18 protein-coding genes are annotated in these 19,376 nt (G+C 50.0%); 4 read left to right on the top strand and 14 right to left on the bottom strand.

Features of this window, described 5'->3' with window-relative positions; translation table 11 throughout:
• Window positions 1-65: 65 nt before the first annotated feature.
• Entirely contained in the window at window positions 66-1,157 is a 1,092-nt protein-coding gene (aroC, locus tag ASG24_RS13935; RefSeq protein ID WP_055872239.1) for a chorismate synthase, read from the bottom strand.
• Window positions 1,158-1,297: 140 nt separating this feature from the next.
• On the opposite strand from aroC, the gene corA reads away from it, so the two are divergent.
• Window positions 1,298-2,389, top strand: coding sequence for a magnesium/cobalt transporter CorA (gene corA, locus ASG24_RS13930; protein ID WP_055872281.1), 1,092 nt, complete (start codon window positions 1,298-1,300; stop codon window positions 2,387-2,389).
• Between the two features lie 9 nt (window positions 2,390-2,398).
• On the opposite strand, the gene ASG24_RS13925 is transcribed toward corA, so the two are convergent.
• The 5 genes from ASG24_RS13925 to waaC all read right to left on the bottom strand — a co-directional run bounded on the left by ASG24_RS13925 (window position 2,399) and on the right by waaC (window position 8,619).
• Window positions 2,399-3,181: a ParA family protein gene (locus tag ASG24_RS13925; RefSeq protein ID WP_055872238.1), complete on the bottom strand. Its 783-nt coding sequence runs from the start codon at window positions 3,179-3,181 to the stop codon at window positions 2,399-2,401.
• Window positions 3,182-3,638: 457 nt separating this feature from the next.
• Window positions 3,639-4,772, bottom strand: a complete 1,134-nt coding sequence (gene dnaJ / locus ASG24_RS13920) for a molecular chaperone DnaJ (protein ID WP_055826900.1) — start codon at window positions 4,770-4,772, stop codon at window positions 3,639-3,641.
• Window positions 4,773-4,898: 126 nt separating this feature from the next.
• The gene (gene dnaK / locus ASG24_RS13915) at window positions 4,899-6,821 is read right to left on the bottom strand and encodes a molecular chaperone DnaK (RefSeq protein ID WP_055826902.1); all 1,923 of its coding nucleotides are present in this window, start codon (window positions 6,819-6,821) and stop codon (window positions 4,899-4,901) included.
• Window positions 6,822-6,947: 126 nt separating this feature from the next.
• Entirely contained in the window at window positions 6,948-7,478 is a 531-nt protein-coding gene (gene grpE / locus ASG24_RS13910) for a nucleotide exchange factor GrpE (RefSeq protein ID WP_055826905.1), read from the bottom strand.
• A gap of 145 nt (window positions 7,479-7,623) precedes the next feature.
• Window positions 7,624-8,619, bottom strand: coding sequence for a lipopolysaccharide heptosyltransferase I (gene waaC, locus ASG24_RS13905; protein ID WP_055872237.1), 996 nt, complete (start codon window positions 8,617-8,619; stop codon window positions 7,624-7,626).
• A 29-nt stretch (window positions 8,620-8,648) separates the two neighbouring features.
• Between waaC and ASG24_RS13900 the strand changes: the two genes are divergently transcribed.
• Together ASG24_RS13900 and rfaP are read left to right on the top strand one after the other, a co-directional pair.
• A complete protein-coding gene (locus ASG24_RS13900) occupies window positions 8,649-9,797 on the top strand; it encodes a glycosyltransferase family 4 protein (protein WP_055872236.1) in 1,149 nt (382 codons plus the stop codon).
• Between the two features lie 85 nt (window positions 9,798-9,882).
• The gene (gene rfaP, locus ASG24_RS13895) at window positions 9,883-10,629 is read left to right on the top strand and encodes a lipopolysaccharide core heptose(I) kinase RfaP (protein WP_055872235.1); all 747 of its coding nucleotides are present in this window, start codon (window positions 9,883-9,885) and stop codon (window positions 10,627-10,629) included.
• A 65-nt stretch (window positions 10,630-10,694) separates the two neighbouring features.
• On the opposite strand, the gene ASG24_RS13890 is transcribed toward rfaP, so the two are convergent.
• Genes ASG24_RS13890 through bioB form a run of 6 tightly spaced genes read right to left on the bottom strand, consistent with a single transcriptional unit; the run spans window position 10,695 to window position 16,298 of the window.
• The gene (locus tag ASG24_RS13890; protein WP_055872280.1) at window positions 10,695-11,744 is read right to left on the bottom strand and encodes a rhomboid family intramembrane serine protease; all 1,050 of its coding nucleotides are present in this window, start codon (window positions 11,742-11,744) and stop codon (window positions 10,695-10,697) included.
• 18 nt (window positions 11,745-11,762) lie between these two features.
• Window positions 11,763-12,413, bottom strand: coding sequence for a dethiobiotin synthase (bioD, locus tag ASG24_RS13885; protein ID WP_055872234.1), 651 nt, complete (start codon window positions 12,411-12,413; stop codon window positions 11,763-11,765).
• 3 nt (window positions 12,414-12,416) lie between these two features.
• A complete protein-coding gene (gene bioC, locus ASG24_RS13880) occupies window positions 12,417-13,289 on the bottom strand; it encodes a malonyl-ACP O-methyltransferase BioC (protein ID WP_055872233.1) in 873 nt (290 codons plus the stop codon).
• Complete coding sequence (gene bioH / locus ASG24_RS13875) at window positions 13,290-14,084, bottom strand: pimeloyl-ACP methyl ester esterase BioH (RefSeq protein WP_055826921.1); 795 nt, start codon at window positions 14,082-14,084, stop codon at window positions 13,290-13,292.
• The gene (gene bioF, locus ASG24_RS13870; RefSeq protein WP_055872232.1) at window positions 14,081-15,256 is read right to left on the bottom strand and encodes an 8-amino-7-oxononanoate synthase; all 1,176 of its coding nucleotides are present in this window, start codon (window positions 15,254-15,256) and stop codon (window positions 14,081-14,083) included. Before bioF ends, bioH begins: the two co-directional genes overlap by 4 nt.
• Window positions 15,257-15,263: 7 nt before the next feature.
• Window positions 15,264-16,298 (bottom strand): biotin synthase BioB, encoded by a 1,035-nt coding sequence (gene bioB, locus ASG24_RS13865; protein WP_055872231.1) that lies wholly within the window; start codon window positions 16,296-16,298, stop codon window positions 15,264-15,266.
• Window positions 16,299-16,453: 155 nt separating this feature from the next.
• On the opposite strand from bioB, the gene ASG24_RS13860 reads away from it, so the two are divergent.
• The gene (locus ASG24_RS13860; RefSeq protein WP_082488123.1) at window positions 16,454-17,149 is read left to right on the top strand and encodes a ComF family protein; all 696 of its coding nucleotides are present in this window, start codon (window positions 16,454-16,456) and stop codon (window positions 17,147-17,149) included.
• A gap of 42 nt (window positions 17,150-17,191) precedes the next feature.
• On the opposite strand, the gene ASG24_RS13855 is transcribed toward ASG24_RS13860, so the two are convergent.
• Window positions 17,192-18,463, bottom strand: coding sequence for a M48 family metallopeptidase (locus ASG24_RS13855; RefSeq protein ID WP_055872229.1), 1,272 nt, complete (start codon window positions 18,461-18,463; stop codon window positions 17,192-17,194).
• Between the two features lie 21 nt (window positions 18,464-18,484).
• The gene (locus ASG24_RS13850) at window positions 18,485-19,375 is read right to left on the bottom strand and encodes an ExeA family protein (protein WP_055872228.1); all 891 of its coding nucleotides are present in this window, start codon (window positions 19,373-19,375) and stop codon (window positions 18,485-18,487) included.
• Window position 19,376 lies beyond the last annotated feature (1 nt).

The raw sequence follows: 19,376 nt of genomic DNA, 5'->3' as shown, positions 1-19,376 counted from the left end.
AACCGTGACCAGCTTGGCAGCCATCAGTCGGTTAGAAAATTGAAGGTTTGGTAATCTTTATGGATTTACAATGTGGGTACTGTCGTGTGCACATCGGCATTCTGACCACGATGGCGCAGAGCATGATCCATCAGCACCAGCGCTAACATGGCTTCCACAATCGGTGTTGCCCGTATGCCTACACAAGGATCGTGACGGCCAGTAGTTTGCATCATCACCGGCTCACCAGCGTGATTGATCGAGCGACGCTCTTGAGGAATACTCGACGTTGGTTTAAAAGCCACATTGACCACGATATCCTGACCACTGGAAATGCCACCCAATACGCCACCTGCATGGTTGGAAGCGAAACCTTGTGGCGTCAGCTCATCACAATGCTCACTGCCGCGTTGCGCTATAGAATCAAACCCTGCGCCGATTTCAACGCCTTTAACGGCATTAATACCCATCATGGCATGCGCAATATCTGCATCCAGGCGGTCAAAAATAGGCTCGCCCAGACCGATTGGCATATGCTCGGCGACAACGGTAATTTGCGCACCGACAGAGTCGCGCTCACTGCGGATTTGGTCCAGATAAGCTTCCAGTTGCGGCAGAATTTCCACATTTGGCGAGAAGAAAGGATTACCTTCTTGTGATATCGCATCCCAGCTAACGAATGGCACTTTTATTTCGCCCAGTTGGCTCAGATAGCCACGAATCTGCACGCCGTATTTTTGTTTCAGCCATTTTTTGGCAATGGCGCCTGCGGCTACGCGCACAGCCGTTTCACGAGCACTGGAACGACCACCGCCACGATAATCGCGAATGCCATATTTTTGGGTGTATGTGTAGTCTGCATGTCCGGGCCGGAACGTATTCATGATCTTGCTGTAGTCTTGCGAGCGCTGGTCGGTATTGCGGATTAACAACCCGATAGGCGCACCAGTGGTTTTGCCTTCAAATACACCAGACAAAATTTCAACTTCATCAGCCTCACTGCGCTGGGTCACATGACGGGAAGTCCCAGGTTTACGTCTGTCCAGGTCAACCTGCAAATCCGCTGCCGACAATTCCAAACCTGGCGGGCAACCATCAACCACCCCGCCGATGGCCGGGCCGTGCGACTCGCCAAACGAAGTCAGGGTAAACAGCGTACCAATGGTGTTGCCAGACATGCGATTCTTTCATTGAATAGTTTCGCTTATTTTATCATAGACTGGCTTGTGGCCTGCCTGTTGGCTTTGCCGCTTAGCTTTGGCTTGATTTCCGCATAATGAACGCTTATGCTAAACCCGCATTGTTGATTCGTATACTTATGGCCAAACGCAAACACTCTCACCGCAAGCATCGCTTACTTGGTACTTCCAGCCCGGGATTTACACCCGAAACTGCCACAGAAAATGAAGCAACGCCTGCTTGTATCCATAGCATCAGCTACAACGCCAATGATATGGATTCCAGGCAACTGACCATGCACGACATCGTCGAATGGCAGGCGCCGGCAGAACATACCTCGTGGATTAATGTACATGGCGTGCTGGACATTGCGTTGCTGCAAGCGGTTGCCCGTCGTTTTAAATTGCATCCGCTGGTTTTAGACGACATTTTAAATACCGAGCAACGACCTAAACTGGATACTTACCCGGATTACCTTTTTCTTGAAACACGTTTGTTTTATTACGATGCGGAGTCCATGAGTGTCAGCTCAGAGCAAATCAGTATTGCATTGGGCCGTGAGTGGCTACTTAGCTTTCAGGAGCGGCCATCCGGCAGTTTTGAACCGGTGCGTGAGCGGTTACGGCAAGGCCAGGTGTTGTTGCGCCAAAGTGGCCCGGATTACCTTTGTTATGCACTGCTGGACAGTTTGATGGAGCGCTATTTCCAGGTGCTGGAAGCGATCAACGAAGATGCCGAGTTGCTTGAAACGCATTTGCTTGACCAGCCCAGCCCGGAAGATCTGCAAAACATACACAGGCTCAAACATGTCACCATTGAGTTGCGTCGTGCCGTGTGGCCGCTGCGCGAAGTGCTGAACAGCCTGATTCGTAATGAGCATGGCTTTTTTAGTCCGCAAACCTTGCCCTATTTACGCGACTTGTACGACCACACCGCACACTTTACGGAATCTCTTGAAGCTATCCGTGACATGCTGAGCGGCCTGATGGATATTTATATGACCAGTATCAGCCAGCGGGTGAACCTGGAAGTGCGCGCACTGACGGTAGTGGCCATGCTGTTTATGCCAGCCACATTAATCGCCGGTATTTTTGGTATGAATTTCGAAGAGATGCCATGGACGCATGATCCGTATGGTTTCTGGTGGGCGATCCTTATCATGCTTGGCATTGCATCAGTGATGCTGCTGATGTTCTGGCGACGGCAATGGCTGGGAAGCCGCCATCGCTAAATGCAGTCACTATGATGTCGAAAGTGGCAATTTCTTGATGACATCTTGCAACTCAAAATACAGTGTCATGTAATCACGTGCCCCGGCACTCGCAGCATCATACTCAAACACATGCTGACCCATACGTGCGCACTCTGCCAAGGCCGCATGCTCTGAGATCTGGGTGAGCAGCACTTCGTTGCCAAACAGGCGACGCATTTCCTGCGCAACTTCAGCGGTCATTTCCTTACGTTTATCAGCACGCGTCAGTAGATAGCGGCGCTGGATGCGCCGTTTTAACACCGGCTCCAGCGCATTGAGTGCTTTGTCGACTTTAACAGCGGAATGAATGGATAAATAATCCGCCGACACCGGCACCAGCACCAGATCACTGGCGAAAACGGCACTTAGAGAAATAACTCCGATTCCGGAGAAACAATCCATAAGTACTGCATATTCAGCATGCGTAGGCTGCAACTTAGCCAAGCCTTCAGCCAGCCTTTTCAAAGTTGCAGGCCCGCGACCACACTGCGAATCCAGATTCATCAGCTCTTTATTGGCTGTAATCAGCGGCAGCCCGTTACGTAAAGGCTGAATCAACTCTAGTAACGGCGTATCAGACTGATAAAACCTGAACAAATGCTTTTGCAAATCGAGGCCGATATATTTGTAAGTCTCAGTCAGGCGCGCCTGCGGATCCATATCGATTAACAGAACGGGCTTATGCTGGCGTTGCCAGGCAGCGCCCAAATTAAGCGCAGTTGTTGTTGCCCCTACGTCTGCTTTAGCATTAAAAATAGCGATTTTTAACATGATGGATATGTGCAGAATCAACTTTTGAAGCTGATCCTGTAATGTAATTGCTAATCATCATAAACGATGTTGCGGTTACAGACTACACGCTGCTCACCATTAATTTCAGCAAGCCTGGAATATATGCGTGATGATGTTGCGAAAGTAGCAGACAAAAAGAAACCCGCTAAGGCGGGTTAAAAGGGGGTTTGGATCAGGAGGAAATCAATGCTAGTCGTTGACAAATCAACCAAGCTAGCCATTAAACAAAACGTTTTGTGTTTCATTTAAAGATGGCTCTAGTTTAGGAGAGAGTTATTGCAATTATTTGACCGAGCTGTAACTGAATTGTAAAAATCAAAATTTAATTGTTATTGAATTGTAACCAATGCAATTTACTGACTTATGCCCCTCATACAAAAATGAAAACGGATAAAGCAAAAATTGCGATTTATCCGTTAATCCATCCTTTTAAGAATCAGCTAAAAAAGTCGCGCGCTTTATCTACCCAGCTTTTATTTTTCGGGCTGTGTTTGCCGGCATCTGCCTGAGTACTACTCTCAAATTCGCGCAACAAGTCTTTCTGCTTTTCAGTCAGGCGCACCGGCGTTTCTACCACCACGTGCACCATCAAATCGCCATGTTCACTGGAGCGCAATGGCTTGATGCCTTTGCCACGTAAACGGAATACACTGCCCGTTTGCGTTTCGGATGGGATTTTCATTTTCGCAGCGCCATCCAGTGTCGGCACTTCGATTTCCCCACCCAGAGCAGCCGTACTAAAACTGATAGGCATTTCACAATGCAGGTTGGCGCCTTCACGCTGGAAGATCGCATGTTCTTTTAAGTGGACCACCACGTACAAATCACCTGTTGGCCCGCCATTTACACCTGCTTCACCTTCACCACTCAAGCGGATACGGTCACCTTCATCAACCCCGGCCGGAATTTTGACATTCAGGGTTTTATTCTGCTTGATGCGGCCGCCACCATGGCAGGTTGGGCATGGTTCTTTTACCATCTTGCCGCTGCCATGACATTTCGGGCACGTTTGCTGCACGGAGAAAAAGCCCTGTTGCATACGCACCTGGCCATGGCCGTTACAGGTGGTACAAGTCACAGGCGAAGTGCCTGGACGGGCGCCTGAACCATGACATGTTTCACAATTAGTCTGCACCGGGATACGGATCTTAGTCTCAGTCCCTTTAGCCGCGTCTTCCAGCGAAATTTCGAGGTTGTAACGCAGGTCAGCACCACGATACACATTCGATCGCTGGTTACGACCACCGCCGCCGCCAAAAATATCACCGAAAATATCGCCAAAAGCATCACTGAAATTACCGGAGTTAAATCCGCTGAAGCCACCACCGCCCATGCTCTGGTCGACACCAGCATGACCATACTGGTCATAAGCAGCACGTTTTTGCTCGTCGCTTAATATTTCGTAAGCTTCTTTGGCTTCCTTAAAGCTTTCTTCAGCTTTGGGGTTATCCGGGTTGCGGTCAGGGTGAAACTTCATTGCCAATTTCTTGAAGGATTTTTTTATCTCTTCATCCCCAGCATCGCGGTTTACACCCAACACTTCATAGTAATCTTTTTTTGCAGCTGCCATATTTATTCCGATTATGCATTTGCGCCATCATGCGCCTGCGCCATACAAACAAACACACTCGCTATCAACGAAGTGTGTTTGCCGGCATCATAAAGAAGGGCAAGTGTCACCACCCGCCCTTTAGGATTAGTCTTTTTTCACTTCTTCAAACTCGGCATCTACCACGTCGCCTTCCACTGTTTTTTCATCCTGTGGTTGTGCGCCGCCTTCGGTATTGGCCTGTGCTTGTTGCTCAGCATAGACCTTCTCACCCAGTTTTTGTGATGCTTCCATCAAGGCATTGGTTTTAGCTTCAATGACCTCTTTGTCATCACCATCTTTGGCGACAGCTTCCAGCTCTTTCACCGCATCTTCAATCTTGGCTTTTTCATCGGCTTCGATCTTGTCACCGTGTTCAGCCAGAGATTTCTTCACGCTGTGCAATACGCTGTCAGCCTGGTTACGGGCATCCACCAGCTCACGCAGTTTTTTGTCTTCGTCAGCATATTTAGCAGCATCTTCTTCCATGCGCTGAATTTCTTCTTCAGACAAACCTGAGTTAGCCTTGATGGTGATTTTGTTCTCTTTGCCAGTGGCTTTGTCTTTAGCAGACACATGCAAAATACCGTTGGCATCAATATCGAAAGTCACTTCAATTTGTGGCATGCCACGTGGTGAAGGTGGAATATCGCTCAGGTTAAACTGACCCAGGCTCTTGTTGCCAGCAGCCATTTCACGCTCACCTTGCAACACATGAATCGTTACTGCGTTCTGGTTATCTTCCGCTGTCGAGAACACTTGTGATGCCTTGGTAGGAATCGTGGTGTTTTTCTTGATCAGCTTGGTCATCACGCTGCCCAGGGTTTCAATACCCAGGGATAAAGGTGTTACATCCAGCAGCAATACATCTTTGACGTCACCTTTCAACACGCCACCCTGGATCGCAGCACCTACTGCCACTGCTTCATCCGGGTTTACGTCTTTACGTGGCTCCTTGCCAAAAATCTCTTTCACTTTCTCTTGCACTTTTGGCATGCGGCTCTGACCACCCACCAAAATCACGTCAGAAATATCTGAAGGAGACACACCGGCATCTTTTAATGCTGTTTTGCATGGGCTGATAGTGCGCTCAATCAGGTCTTCCACCAGTGATTCCAGTTTGGCACGCGTGATTTTCACCACCAAGTGTTTAGGACCAGTGGCATCTGCCGTAATATAAGGCAAGTTCACTTCAGTTTGTTGCGCACCAGATAATTCAATCTTGGCTTTTTCAGCAGCCTCTTTCAGGCGTTGCTTAGCGAGCAAGTCGTTACGCAAGTCCAGACCATTTTCCTTTTTGAACTCATCTGCCAAAAAGTCGATGATACGGTTATCAAAGTCTTCACCACCCAGGAATGTGTCGCCGTTAGTCGACAAAACTTCAAACTGGTGCTCGCCATCGATTTCCGTGATTTCGATGATAGACACGTCGAACGTACCACCACCCAGGTCATATACCGCGATCTTGCGGTCACCTTCTTGTTTATCCAGGCCAAATGCCAGAGCAGCAGCAGTTGGTTCGTTAATAATACGTTTAACGTCCAAACCGGCGATACGGCCCGCATCTTTGGTGGCCTGGCGCTGGCTATCGTTAAAGTAAGCTGGCACAGTAATCACTGCTTCAGTCACTTCTTCACCCAAATAGTCTTCCGCAGTTTTCTTCATTTTGCGCAAAACTTCAGCAGAAATCTGTGGTGGTGCTTGTTTCTTGTCACGCACTTCAACCCAGGCATCACCGTTGTCTGCTTTTGAAATGGTGTAAGGCATCAAATCGATATCTTTTTGCACTTCTTTTTCATCAAAGCGGCGACCAATCAAACGTTTCACCGCAAACAAGGTGTTTTTAGGGTTAGTCACTGCCTGGCGCTTAGCCGGTGCACCTACCAGAATTTCGCCGTCTTCCTGGTACGCAATAATAGATGGCGTTGTACGCGCACCTTCAGCGTTTTCAATCACACGTGGTTTGCCACCTTCCATGACGGCTACACATGAGTTGGTGGTCCCCAGGTCAATACCAATTATTTTTCCCATTCTTCGCTTCCTTAAATTTTATTAATCACATTCATTGTTAATCAAAACCTCATGTTTCAATAATTGGGATGCCTGAACAGATTTCAAGTCCCCAATGGAAATGTGGTTAAAATGTGGTTGTATAAATTATTTTGCTTGGATGACAGTCACCAGCGCCGGGCGCAATACACGCTCATTCAGTGCATAGCCTTTTTGCAGTACGCTCAAGACTGTATTAGGCTCACCTTCCGCCTGCACCATGCTGATTGCCTGATGCTTGTTGGGGTCAAATTTTTCGCCCAATGGATTGATTTCTGCAATATTGAATTTTTCGAACACACCCAGTAATTGCTTGGCGGTCAATTCAACACCATTTTTGTAGCTAGTGACATCGGCATTTTCGACGACCAATGCCGCATCCAGGCTGTCTTTCACTGCCAGCAACTCATTGCTGAATTTCTCCAGTGCAAACTTGCGTGCTTTATCAATATCATCCAGCGCACGGCGGCGGACGTTTTCGCCCTCGGCTTTTACATACAGCACTTGGGCTTTTGCCTCTTCCAGCGCAGCTTCCAGCTCCACAATACGTGCCTCATGGTTATCAGTTTGTTGTGGATTTATCTCGTTGACAGCTTGCTCGTTCGGCGCTGACTCTACGGATGTTTGTGGTTCTTGCATGATGATCCCCTATAGAATTCAAGACTTTTTCGTTTCACTAATTTCATACCATGCTCACAAACATGGGGATGCCCCTACTGATTTCAAGGGTAAGTGAACGATTTATGTGAAAATTGAATAGCACCGATCAAGCCAGTGCCAATGATCAGGTGGTTACATGCTTGATTGCTGCCAGAACTGCAGGGATATCAGGGACTTGCTGTTTGCCACCTAAATTAATCGCTGCTGCTTTACGCCCACCTGCAACCCCGGTTAATCCTGGGTCGGTATCTGTGTATAAAGCCACTACTGGGATATCCAGTGCTGTAGCCAAATGTGACAATCCGGTGTCTACGCCCACCGCAAATGTTGCCCGCGGAATGACCTGCGCCAATTGCTGCAAACTTAATTTAGGCAATACCATCGCTTGCGACACTTTTGCTTGTTTAACTTGCGAAGCTATACGCTCTGCGCGTGCTTTCTCTTCAACTGAAGCCCATGGCAAGCACATTGCCAATCCTAGTGCAGCATAGTGCTGCCCCAGTGCTATCCAATACGCTTCAGGCCATAATTTACTGTCCCGGCTAGTTGCATGCAAAGCGATCCAAAAACGGTTTGGTAATGTCAATGCTACCGGCAAACCGGTCGCAACTGACTGCCCACCTTGCAAACCATAATCCGGTAAATCCTGCGGTACTTCATATCCTAAACTCAAAGCTACTAAAGTACGGATACGCGTTACGGCATGTTGCTGATAAGAGATAGCATATTGATACTGGTAAAAACGACTCGCCAGTGGCTCGCGAATAGAATCCGTATCGTAACCGTATCGCGGCCCACGTGCCCAGCGCGCCATCCAGGCACTTTTAATCAGGCCTTGTACATCAATCACGGCATCATAAGTGTGGCTGGCGATTGCACGTTTAACCGCTCTCACTTCACGCCAGGTTTCGCAGCTTAACAATTGCTCTCGCCAACGACGGATGGCAACGGTAAACACCAGCTGAACGTGTGGATGCAAACGGGGAATATCAGCAAAGCTTTCTTCTACCAGCCAGTCAATCTGCGCATCCGGAAAATGCTGCAATATATCCTGCACGGCTGGTAGTGCATGGATCACGTCACCCATTGAGGTGGTTTTGACAATCAGAATCCGTTTCATGGGCGCTATTTTCGCATACAATCTCGGCCATGAAGTTTGCTTTTCTGATATTCAAATATTTCCCATATGGCGGTGTGCAGCGCGACATGCTGCGTATTGCAAAAGACTGTGTTGCACTGGGTCACCAAGTGACGATTTTCACTGGTGAATGGCAAGGGCAGCAGCCAGCAGAAATCCAGGTGAAGTTATGCGCAAGCAACGGCTGGCGTAACCATACCAGACATGCCAGCCTGATTAGCGCGATGCAGCAGGCTGTGCGGGCAGAACCTTTTGACCTGGTGGTAGGCTTTAACCGCATGCAGCCGATAGACGTCTATTTTGCTGCAGACTCCTGCTTTATTGCTAAAGCACATGAAGAGCGGCCGTGGTGGTATAGGCTGACCAGTCGTTATCGCTGGTTCCAGCAGGCAGAAGCATCAATCTTCTCGCCAAGCAGCAACACCCACATTCTGACGCTGACGCCGCAGGAACAAACGACATTCCAGCATTGGTACCAGACACCAAGCGAGCGTTTTCACCTGATCCCGCCTATCCTGGATCCGCAGCGATTCCCCAGTTTTAACCGTGCACACGGAAAGCAATGGCTGGCAGACACATTCGGTATATTGCCTGAGCAGATTGCACTGCTACTGGTAGGCTCAGGCTTTAAAACCAAGGGGGCTGACCGCGCAGTCACGGCCATTGCCAGTTTGCCGGAAAGTATGAGAAAAAATGTCCGCATGCTGATCATAGGCCAGGATAATCCACGCTGGTTGCAGAAACATATTGAGGCACATCATTTAAGCGGCCAGATACAGGTGCTGGGCGGTCGTGATGATATTCCACAGCTGATGCAAGCATGTGACTGGATGGTGCATCCGGCCAGACGCGAACTGGCTGGTCATGTATTGCTGGAAGCCATGGCTTGCGGTTTGCCGGTAGTCACTACAAATGTGTGCGGTTATGCCCCATATATAGAAAATGCAGGTGCAGGGATCGTACTTGCCAGTCCATTTACACAATCCGCACTTGATCAGGCGCTTGCTACAGCACTGACCTCTGAGCGTGCAACGTTTAGCAAGGCCGGGCTGGCTTGTGCTAACCAACTAATGCAAGACAACCCAGGAAAGGCTGAGGCAAAGCTACTCACGCAGTTAGCTTCGGAAAAGAACATTGGCTCAACAAACACAGCACCGTAATCCTGTGCCACCATCCTCTGATACCCATCTTTGGCTGTCACCTAAACACGCGTCTCGCTTAACGGAATTTTCTTTTGAAGATTTTATGGCATTAGAAGGCCATACCGTACGCGCGGCTGCCAATCGTAAAACCATGCGTCTCACGATTGCCGGACAATCCTACTTCATCAAACAGCATGGCGTCACTGGCTGGCAAGAGATTGTCAAAAACTGGCTGACTTTTAAACGCCCGATTATTGGCGCCATGACTGAAGTGCGTGCAATTCAGTCACTTGAAAACATTGGCATTGCGACTACTCCGATAGCAGCGTATGGCATACAAGGTCACTGTGCTGCCAGCCAGCGCTCATTTTTGTTGACTGAAGATTTAGGTGATATTGAATCACTGGAAGATATTTGCAAAAGCTGGCAATCGCAACCTGCCTCAGCAGAACAGCGCCACGCGATGTTAATCGCAGTAGCGAAGCTGGCGAAAAAATTTCATGCCGCAGGCTTATGCCATAGAGACTTTTACCTTTGCCATATCGCCTTGCAGAAATCTGCATCCTTAACAGCGGACACTGAGTTTTACTTGCTGGACTTGCACCGTGTACTGCAAGGTGTTTCACCCAATGGCACTGCCGTGCGCAAAGATATTGCCGGACTGATTTTCTCGTGTATGGATTTTGGCTTTACGCGTGAAGACTGGCAGGTATTCAAGGCACACTACTTGCCGCAATCTGACGATTTCTGGAAACGGGCTTTCACTCGGGCTCATCGTTTGCATGGCAAATTCCATAGCCCGAAACAACAAAAGAAATTCAAACAACAGAGAGATGCGACGGATTTATAGCGCCATCGCTTTAAATTGCAGGGCTGGATTGAATACGTTTTACTGAAAACGTATGAATGCGCGTTTTACTGGGCTGCGCGACCAGGCGTAAATGGAATGTTACGTAACTTATCTGCAGCAGCTTTACTGTCTTCACTGCGTTTCAAGGCATAAGCCTTGGCTTGTTCCAGCAACGCCGCTGACGGCAGATTAGGGTCATCTGGTAGCGAGGAAAGTTTTTCAAAACTTTCCTCGTAGGTATTCGCCACTTCTTCATCAATCTGGGTAGCCATGTCGTCAAAGCTGACACTGCCCTCGCGCCCTTCCAGCATAATGGCGTTCCATTTGCGGTTGGCCTGCTGGTCTATCAGGGTAAACTTTTGCACCTGTTTGCGGATGGCCAGTTCTTCATGCCAGCGATATTTAGGTTCCGGCAAATGCGTCAGCAAAATCGCGATAGCAATCAGCCAGCTGATGCCGGAAAGAAAACGCCACTTTTGCAGATGCGGATGATGCGCTTCACTGGTCGGCAGCAATAATACTGCGCCAACAATCCCGGTCACAAAGCCGCCAATATGCGCCGAGTTATCAATGCCGGGGATAATAAATCCCATGATAATCGTCAGCGCCGAGAATGCCAGGGCACCCCAGAATAGCCAGCGGAATTCGACTTGTTGCATGTGCTGCCTGGTATACCAGACATGCACCAGCAGCGCACCGTAGATCCCAAAAATGGCGCCCGAAGCGCCACCGGAAACTGCTTCATTACCCTGAATAACCAGCGACAACAAGTTACCTGCAATGCCGCTGACAATATAAATACTTAAGAATCGCACCGGGCCAAACATGCGTTCAACCAGCTTGCCGCCATCCCATAAAGCCAGCATATTCATGCCTAAATGCAATGCGCCAAAATGCAGGAACATGGCAGAACCGAGTCGCCACCATTGTCCATCTGCCGTAGCAGGCGCAAAGTTAGCGCCCCAGGTCAGTTGCACATTGTTAGGCGAATGCCAGAAGCCGGCACCACCCCAGAGCATGATCACAAACACCAATAGATTGAGAGCAATCAATGCCTTTGTGACTGGTGGCACAGGTGCGTGCATGCCAATCTGGCTTAGGGGGGATTGGCCCATTTCTGACTGTTTTACCATCTAGGTTTCTTGTCCTTGATAAGGCAAATGCAAAACGGGCGGCTGCTGTACCCACTCAACCAGCGTCTGCAGGTTTTCTTGCTGCATGCTCATGTGAGGGTCAATCTGGTTAGCTACCCAACCGCAAAACGGAATTTTTTGCTGCTGCAAAACCTGCCTGGTCAGCAACGCGTGATTAATACAGCCAAGTCGCATGCCTACCACCACCAGCGCAGGCAGTTCAAGCACTCGCAGCAGATCGCCCATGGTTTGGGTTTTATTGAGCGGGACCAGCAAACCGCCTGCACCTTCTACAATGACCACATCTGCCAGCTCAGTTAATGCAGTATAAGCATCCTTGATGACATCCAGTTGAATTTCTGTACCCGCTTGCGCAGCAGCAATATGCGGGGCAATTGGCGGTTGAAAACAATAGGGATTCACGAGTTCAGGCGGTGTTTGCACATTTGAGGCGGCGGTTAATTGCCTCACATCTTCATTTTGCCAGCGGCCATCCACCCACTCGCAGCCGGACGCAAGAGGTTTCATCCCCACCACTTTCAGGCCTCGTGCGGCAAAGTGCTGCATCAGGCGCACCGTCACCGTAGTTTTCCCGACGCCGGTATCAGTCCCGGTGACGAAGAAATGGCGCGGCAACGAATCGATTGTCATCACTTATTCTGCTGTGACTTTGCGCGGCATCAGTTGTATCGGGCTGCTGCCGGGTTCGGTGTACGGCTGGCTACCTGTCCATGCGTGCACAAATACGACTTCATAGGTCGCTGGCAGCTTTCCCTGCTGGCGGAAACCTTCATAACCCTGGCGCAATTTCTGCAAAAACCCTTTTCCGGTCAATCCTTTAGGTCGCCCGGCAGTGGCATTATGCGCGCCAATCGCCTTGAGGTCGCGCATCACCGACTCAACGGTATCGTAAGTCAGGGTGTAATGCATGACATCCAGCACCGGTGCATTGAACCCGGCACGGGTCATGGCATCGCCAATATCATGCATATCGATAAAACGGCTGACATGCGTATGATCGGCACCTGAAGCTGCCCGCAATTCTTTCAAGGTATCCGGCCCCAATGTAGCGAACATTAGCAAGCCATCAGGGCGTAGCACGCGACGGAATTCCTGCAAGGCGGCATCCAGGTCATTACACCATTGCATAGCCAGGTTGGACCACACCATATCCACACTACCGGTGGCTAAAGGAATAGTTTCAATATCCCCACAGACAAAGCGCGGCTGTGATTGCCAGAATTTATATGTTGGAAAAAGTGTACGTGTACGTGCCAGCATGCCCTCGGCGATATCCAGCGCGATGCCTTTTGCGGCTTTATATTGTTTGAGTAAGGCGTATAAACCATGCCCGGTGCCGCATCCGGCATCGAGGATGACTTGCGGTTGCAGCTTGACGACATCCAGACGGCTTAGCATTTCTTCACGCACCTGGCGCTGCAAAATGGCGGCGCCATCATACTGTTTTGCCGCACGATGGAACGCCTGCCGCATGCGCGCCTTGTCTATTGAATATTCATCCTGCATTCAAGTCTCCGCAACAGCGCGCACCGCGGAGTCTTCGGCCATAAATGTGTCTACCGCTTCGCAGAAAGCATCGGCATGCGAGAGAAACGGCGCATGCGCTGCACCGGCAATCACACGCAGTTTTGCGCGTTGCAGGTGCATGGCCAACCAGTGTGCGGCACTGACTGGTGCCAGGGTGTCACGGTCACCGTGGATAATCAGGGTTGGGTGATACAGGCGGCTGACTTCTTCACGTATATCCGTTTGCAACAGGATATCCAGCGCCAGGTTCAGGCTTTCCTGTGTCGGCGTTGGCTTGGCAGCGAAAGCGATACGTAACTGACGCACGGTGCTACGGGCGTCTTTTGCGTGCATGCATTGCAAAGTCAGGAAATTGAGCAAAGTCGTTTGAAAGTCTTTTTCAAAACGTTCATTGAATTGCTGAAAGTGCCGGGCTTCAATGCCGTGCGGCCAATCCGGCTTGCTGACAAAGCACGGGTTATTACCCACCAGAATGAGTTTCTCAACCCGATCCGGCTGGTTTAAGGCAATCCGTTGTGCTACTAATCCACCTAACGACCAGCCCAGGATACTGGAAACTCCCGGGATTTCCTCGGCGATCGTTTCAGCCATGCTATGCAAATGGTAGGGAGTAATCGGGCGGCTTTGGCCCATGCCGGGCAGATCCACCAGAAACAAGCGGTAGTTGGCCGACAGGCGTTTGGTGATGCGCTCCCAGACGGCACTATTCATGCCCCAGCCGTGCAGCAGCACCAGCGGCTTGCCCTGACCCATCATCTCTATGAAACAACTCATGCCTGTTCCCTGACCGGAATGATGCGCTCGGCTTCATGCAATGCATCAATCAAGGCGCGCACTTCTTGCTCACCATGCGTGGCAGAAAGCGAAATACGTAAACGCGAGCTGTTGACCGGTACGGTAGGCGGTCGAATAGCAGGTACCAGAATACCGCGCGTTTGCAGATATTGGCTCAGCGCAAGCGCTTCAAAATTATCGCCGACGATCAATGGCTGTATCGCAGTTTCTGATGGCAGTAAATGCCAGCGCATGAGTGACAGCTCACTTTTCAGCAAATTAATCATGGCAAATAATTGTTGCCTGCGCGCATCGCCATGTTCAATTTCATGAACCGAAGCTAACAAAGCTGCCGATAATGGCGGTGGCGCCGGCGTGGTGTAGATATAGCTGTTGGCATACTGGATCAGGTAATCAATCACCACCTGCTCCCCGGCAACAAATGCGCCAGCAACTCCGGCAGCCTTTCCCAGCGTACCCATCATGATTAAACGTGGCGATTCCAGACCCAGATGTTTCAATGTGCCGCGGCCTTGCGGGCCCAACACACCAAACCCATGCGCATCATCTACGTAGAGATAAGCATCGTAACGTTCGCAAAGCTCAAGATATGCGGCCAGGGGTGCGATATCGCCATCCATACTGAATACGGCATCTGCAGTAATCAATTTGTGGCGGGCTGTACTGGTTTGCAGCAGTTTTTCCAAAGCGGCGACATCATTGTGTGGAAAGCGGTGATGATTGGCGCGCGACAAAAAAGCGCCATCATTCAGGCAGGCATGGTTAAGCTTGTCCGAAAACACCGCGTCGTCACGTCCCATCAGGGCACTGATCACACCGATATTAGCCATGTACCCAGTTGAAAACAGCAAAGCTGCTGGCTTGCCAACCAATGTCGCCAATGCATGCTCAAGTTGGTCGTGATAACGGTGATGGCCGGTAATTAAATTGGAGGCGCCACTACCAACACCCGCCTCTGCCGCCGCTTGTTGCAAGGCAGTCACCAGCGCAGCATCGTTTGCCAGGCCAAGGTAATCGTTACTGCAAAATGAGAGATATCGCTGACCATTGGCGGTGATATGCTCGGCTTGCGGCGAATCCAGCAACCGACGCTGACGCGTCAGTCCCAAGGTTTTGCGCTTTTCGAGATCGGCTTGTAAAAAGTCCAGCATATGATTACTAGATTTTCTTCAGGCCTAGTTTGGCGAATAATGCATTATCAGCATCGGCTTCCGGGTTGCCGGTTGTGAGCAATTTCTCACCGTAGAAAATGCTATTGGCACCAGCTAGGAAACACAGAGCCTGCACAGCATCGCCCATACTTTGACGACCGGCGGACAAACGGACAAAGCTATTTGGCATGGTCACGCGCGCAGCAGCAATCGTGCGCACGAATTCCAGTGGGTCCAGCGCTTCGGTACCATGCATAGGTGTACCTTCGACCTGCGTTAACAAGTTGATCGGCACACTTTCGGGCGGTTGCTCCATATTCGCCAGCTGCGCCAGCAAACCGGCGCGCTGTGCACGGCTTTCGCCCATGCCGATAATACCGCCACAACAAACATTGATGTCCACGCTACGCACGCGATCCAAGGTATCAAGGCGATCCTGATAAGTGCGTGTGCTGATCACATCACCATAATATTCCGGCGCCGTATCCAGGTTGTGGTTGTAATAATCCAGCCCGGCTTCTTTCAATTGCTCGGCCTGGCCATCTTTCAGCATGCCCAAAGTAGCACAGGTTTCCAGGCCCATCGCTTTCACTTCAGCAATCATTTTCAGCACCGGGTCGAGGTCACGCTGTTTCGGGCCGCGCCAGGCAGCACCCATACAGAAACGGCTGGCGCCGCTGTCTTTGGCCGCTTTGGCCGCGGCTAACACGTCATCCAGCTTCATTAAAGGTTCGTTTTCCACCTCAGTGTGAAATCGCGCCGCTTGTGGGCAATATCCGCAGTCTTCCGAACATCCGCCAGTTTTAATCGAAAGTAAGGTACTGACCTGTACCGCGTTCGGCTCATGGTGCTCCCTATGTACCAGTTGTGCCTTGTGCAGTAGATCATTGAACGGCAGTTCAAACAATGCCATGATGTCATCGACAGACCAGCGTTCAACGGTAGTGTGTTCGCAGGCACTGGCGGCTTTGAGGCCATCGATATTAATGATGGAAGTTTGCAGTTCGCTGTTACAAGCGCTAGAAGAAGTTTGTTGTTCCATAGTAATCGCAGACAGTTTTAAGATGATTTTAATTGGGCTGAATTATAGGTTGTTTACTCTTAAACGTGAAAAATTTTTACAACAGCTTAAATATTAATCACATACACCTTTTACAATGGTTACAAGCCTGGTTAAAAGCCAGCCAGCCTTGCCCTATGTGTGCAGCGCCTGCCCAGAAATATCAACCCGAATATTGGTCAGAAACCAAGACAGGTCATGCGCCATTTTGCAATGATTGCGCTGCCGCACTACCTTGGTATACCTCATCGCGCTGCCCACAGTGCGCACTGCCTACATTAAATGGCGATTACTGTGGCATTTGCCTGCAACATCCACCTGCATTTGACCAGACGTTTGCACCTTTCCGTTATGCTTATCCGCTAGACCGCTTGTTGCAACAATTCAAGTACCATCAGCAATTACCCATAGGCAAATTAATCACGGAGGCTGTGCTGCCGCATTTGCCGACATTGTTAGCCGCTAATATCCCGGACGTGATGATTGCCATGCCCATGCATACACAAAGAGTGCGCCAGCGAGGTTTTAACCATGCCTTGGAACTGGCAAAGCACTTACAAAAAGCATTGAAGATTCCGCTGGACATTGATGGTTGCACGCGCGTGATGGACACGCCATCGCAAGCGGGCATGGACATGAAAACAAGAATCCGCAATTTACGCGGTGCGTTTGCATCACCAAAAGATTGGCAGGGAAAACATGTGCTGGTTGTAGATGACGTCATGACTACCGGTGCAAGCATGCATGCGCTGGCAAAGGTACTCAAACAAGCGGGGGCTGGACAAGTATCGGCGCTGGTGTTTGCGCGCACATTAAAAAGTACAGAAGAATAAAGTGCTATTTCAGGTGAGCAATAAACTTACCGCGCTCGCCACTTACTCGTCACGCGGTTGCACTGAACCACCAAGCTGGCGGATACGCTGATTAACAAATTCGGCTAGGCGCTCACTTAATGGCATGGTCTGCGCTGACTGTAATTGTTGCAAGGCTTGCGCATTTTGACCGCTTGCCTGTAGAGAAATAGCATAAGCCACCACCCACTGCGCCTGACCCGGACGCAAAATGATCGCACGCTCAAAGTAAGGCAAAGCTGCTTGATGCTGGCCCAGTTGCTGACAAGCGATTGCCTGTATCCATTGGCTTTCGGCGTCACGCGCCAACACAGTGGCAAATGGTTTTAAAGTCAGCAACACAGCCTCGGGCTGATTGTGTGCCAACTGCCATTTAGCCAGAGATTTGGATAACCCGACTTGCTCTGGATTACGTTTGATACCTGCCTGCAATACGGCTACACCTTCAGCCTCCTGCTTGGTTTCAAACAGATAAGCGGCGAGTAATTGACGGGCATCTTCAGATTGCGGATACGTGACCAGTGCTTGGCGTAAAATGGTCAACGCTTCACTCAACCGCCCTTTTTGTTCATGATCAACTGCTTTTTGAATCAGCAAGTTGACTTCCTGTTCCGGCCGCACATGCTTGTTCACAGTGCCATTGGTTTCTGTGGATGTTTCGGCAGTGGCTTTGCTTTTACCAGCGTTACCTGATTCCAGCGGCGGTTCAACGACAGAAACCACAGTGCCTGATGAGTTGCTTTCGGTCGGCTTGATGGAAAATTCGCCTTCAACCTGTGGTGCTTCACCTTTGACTGAAGTTTGCTTAGAGACAACCGTTTGTTTAGACACAGGCGCAGGCGTCACTTTTTGACGAATGGGCGGTTTGGTCATAGACTCAGCAAGCTCGGCTTGCCATTCACTAAACAGAGATTTGGTTAATTGCGGATGCGCATCAACAACTGGATTGCTCTCACTTGAAGCCTGCTTTGGTGTTTCTGGAATAGCTGCTTTTGCAGGCAATGTGGTAACTGTTGGCTTGGTTTGTGAGTTATTCCCAAACGATTTTTTCTCGCTAGCCAATGGAATACTGGCTAAAGTTGACCGGTAAAACGCTGACAATTCGGTTCGGTTGAATATTATCCAAGCGACCAAGCCCGCAATCATCAATAGCCAAATCAGGCGTTTGGCCCATTGCCGGGAAGTAGAAGGTTGATGTGTCAAAACCGGTTTGACTTGTTGCCCAGCCCAGCCATCATTCATGGTCCCGCCCTGGCGCGCTTCAACATCTTTCAATACCTGATTAATTAAACTCACTGCTTGTCCTCAAAGCCCTGATTAACGGCCAACACCGGCAAGAGCGGAATGAAATGCCAGCCACCATTTTAAACCATGGCTCCACCACCGGTGTTGTGCTCTAACACTGGCTTGTGTATCGAGGATAGCGGCTTTGACATCTTCTGCAGATACACCCTGTTGGCCTCTGCCAAACGCTGACAGCAAGGATTTGTGCGCCAGGATATTCAGTAACCTGGGGATGCCATTGGCATAGCGGTAAAGTAGCCGCATGCTGGCCGGTGTGAAAACCATGCCGCCCTGGTAGCCGGCCACATGCATACGATGATTGAGGTAGAACCCCAATTCAGACCATTGCAAGCCTTTAAGCTGATACTCAAAACTGATGCGCTGGCGTAACTGGCGGATAGACGGATGGTTGATGCGTTCTTCAAGCTCTGGCTGCCCAAAAATCACTACCTGTATCAATTTACGTTTTTCGGTTTCCAGGTTGCTCAGCAGGCGTAATGCTTCCAGCGTTTCCAACGGCATCGCCTGCACTTCATCCAGGCAGACAATGACATGCGTGCCTTCTTCAGCAAAAGTAAGCAGTTTGCGATGCAGCGCATCTATCATGTCATGGTGGGTAAAATCCGGTTTGAAAGCCACGCCAAACTCGGTGGCCAAAGTCATCAGCAAGGCATGCGGGTCAAGATACGGGTTAGGGATAAACGCCACTTTGCAGGTGGGTTCGAGTGCTTTGAGCAGGCGGCGGCACAAAAGCGTCTTGCCAGTGCCAACTTCGCCTGTAATTTTGACAAACCCTTCCCCGGACTGAATCGCCACCAGCAAGGTATTCAAAGCCTCTTGCAGGCTGCGCGTCGCATAATAAAAACTGGTATCCGGGGTGATGGTGAATGGATACTCTTTTAAACCAAAGTGTTGCAGGTACATA

This window comes from Methylophilus sp. Leaf414, assembly GCF_001425425.1.
Taxonomy (GTDB): Bacteria; Pseudomonadota; Gammaproteobacteria; order Burkholderiales; family Methylophilaceae; genus Methylophilus.
Note: the sequence above shows the minus strand (reverse complement) of the source record. Positions and strands in the feature narration are given on the sequence as shown.

What these genes read in the sequence shown, in the direction of transcription:
- aroC (WP_055872239.1), bottom strand. Translation starts at nt 1,157, where the DNA reads ATGTCTGGCAACACCATTGGTACGCTGTTTACCCTGACTTCGTTTGGC.
- corA (WP_055872281.1), top strand. Translation starts at nt 1,298, where the DNA reads ATGGCCAAACGCAAACACTCTCACCGCAAGCATCGCTTACTTGGTACT.
- ASG24_RS13925 (WP_055872238.1), bottom strand. Translation starts at nt 3,181, where the DNA reads ATGTTAAAAATCGCTATTTTTAATGCTAAAGCAGACGTAGGGGCAACA.
- dnaJ (WP_055826900.1), bottom strand. Translation starts at nt 4,772, where the DNA reads ATGGCAGCTGCAAAAAAAGATTACTATGAAGTGTTGGGTGTAAACCGC.
- dnaK (WP_055826902.1), bottom strand. Translation starts at nt 6,821, where the DNA reads ATGGGAAAAATAATTGGTATTGACCTGGGGACCACCAACTCATGTGTA.
- grpE (WP_055826905.1), bottom strand. Translation starts at nt 7,478, where the DNA reads ATGCAAGAACCACAAACATCCGTAGAGTCAGCGCCGAACGAGCAAGCT.
- waaC (WP_055872237.1), bottom strand. Translation starts at nt 8,619, where the DNA reads ATGAAACGGATTCTGATTGTCAAAACCACCTCAATGGGTGACGTGATC.
- ASG24_RS13900 (WP_055872236.1), top strand. Translation starts at nt 8,649, where the DNA reads ATGAAGTTTGCTTTTCTGATATTCAAATATTTCCCATATGGCGGTGTG.
- rfaP (WP_055872235.1), top strand. Translation starts at nt 9,883, where the DNA reads ATGGCATTAGAAGGCCATACCGTACGCGCGGCTGCCAATCGTAAAACC.
- ASG24_RS13890 (WP_055872280.1), bottom strand. Translation starts at nt 11,744, where the DNA reads ATGGGCCAATCCCCCCTAAGCCAGATTGGCATGCACGCACCTGTGCCA.
- bioD (WP_055872234.1), bottom strand. Translation starts at nt 12,413, where the DNA reads ATGACAATCGATTCGTTGCCGCGCCATTTCTTCGTCACCGGGACTGAT.
- bioC (WP_055872233.1), bottom strand. Translation starts at nt 13,289, where the DNA reads ATGCAGGATGAATATTCAATAGACAAGGCGCGCATGCGGCAGGCGTTC.
- bioH (WP_055826921.1), bottom strand. Translation starts at nt 14,084, where the DNA reads ATGAGTTGTTTCATAGAGATGATGGGTCAGGGCAAGCCGCTGGTGCTG.
- bioF (WP_055872232.1), bottom strand. Translation starts at nt 15,256, where the DNA reads ATGCTGGACTTTTTACAAGCCGATCTCGAAAAGCGCAAAACCTTGGGA.
- bioB (WP_055872231.1), bottom strand. Translation starts at nt 16,298, where the DNA reads ATGGAACAACAAACTTCTTCTAGCGCTTGTAACAGCGAACTGCAAACT.
- ASG24_RS13860 (WP_082488123.1), top strand. Translation starts at nt 16,454, where the DNA reads ATGTGTGCAGCGCCTGCCCAGAAATATCAACCCGAATATTGGTCAGAA.
- ASG24_RS13850 (WP_055872228.1), bottom strand. Translation starts at nt 19,375, where the DNA reads ATGTACCTGCAACACTTTGGTTTAAAAGAGTATCCATTCACCATCACC.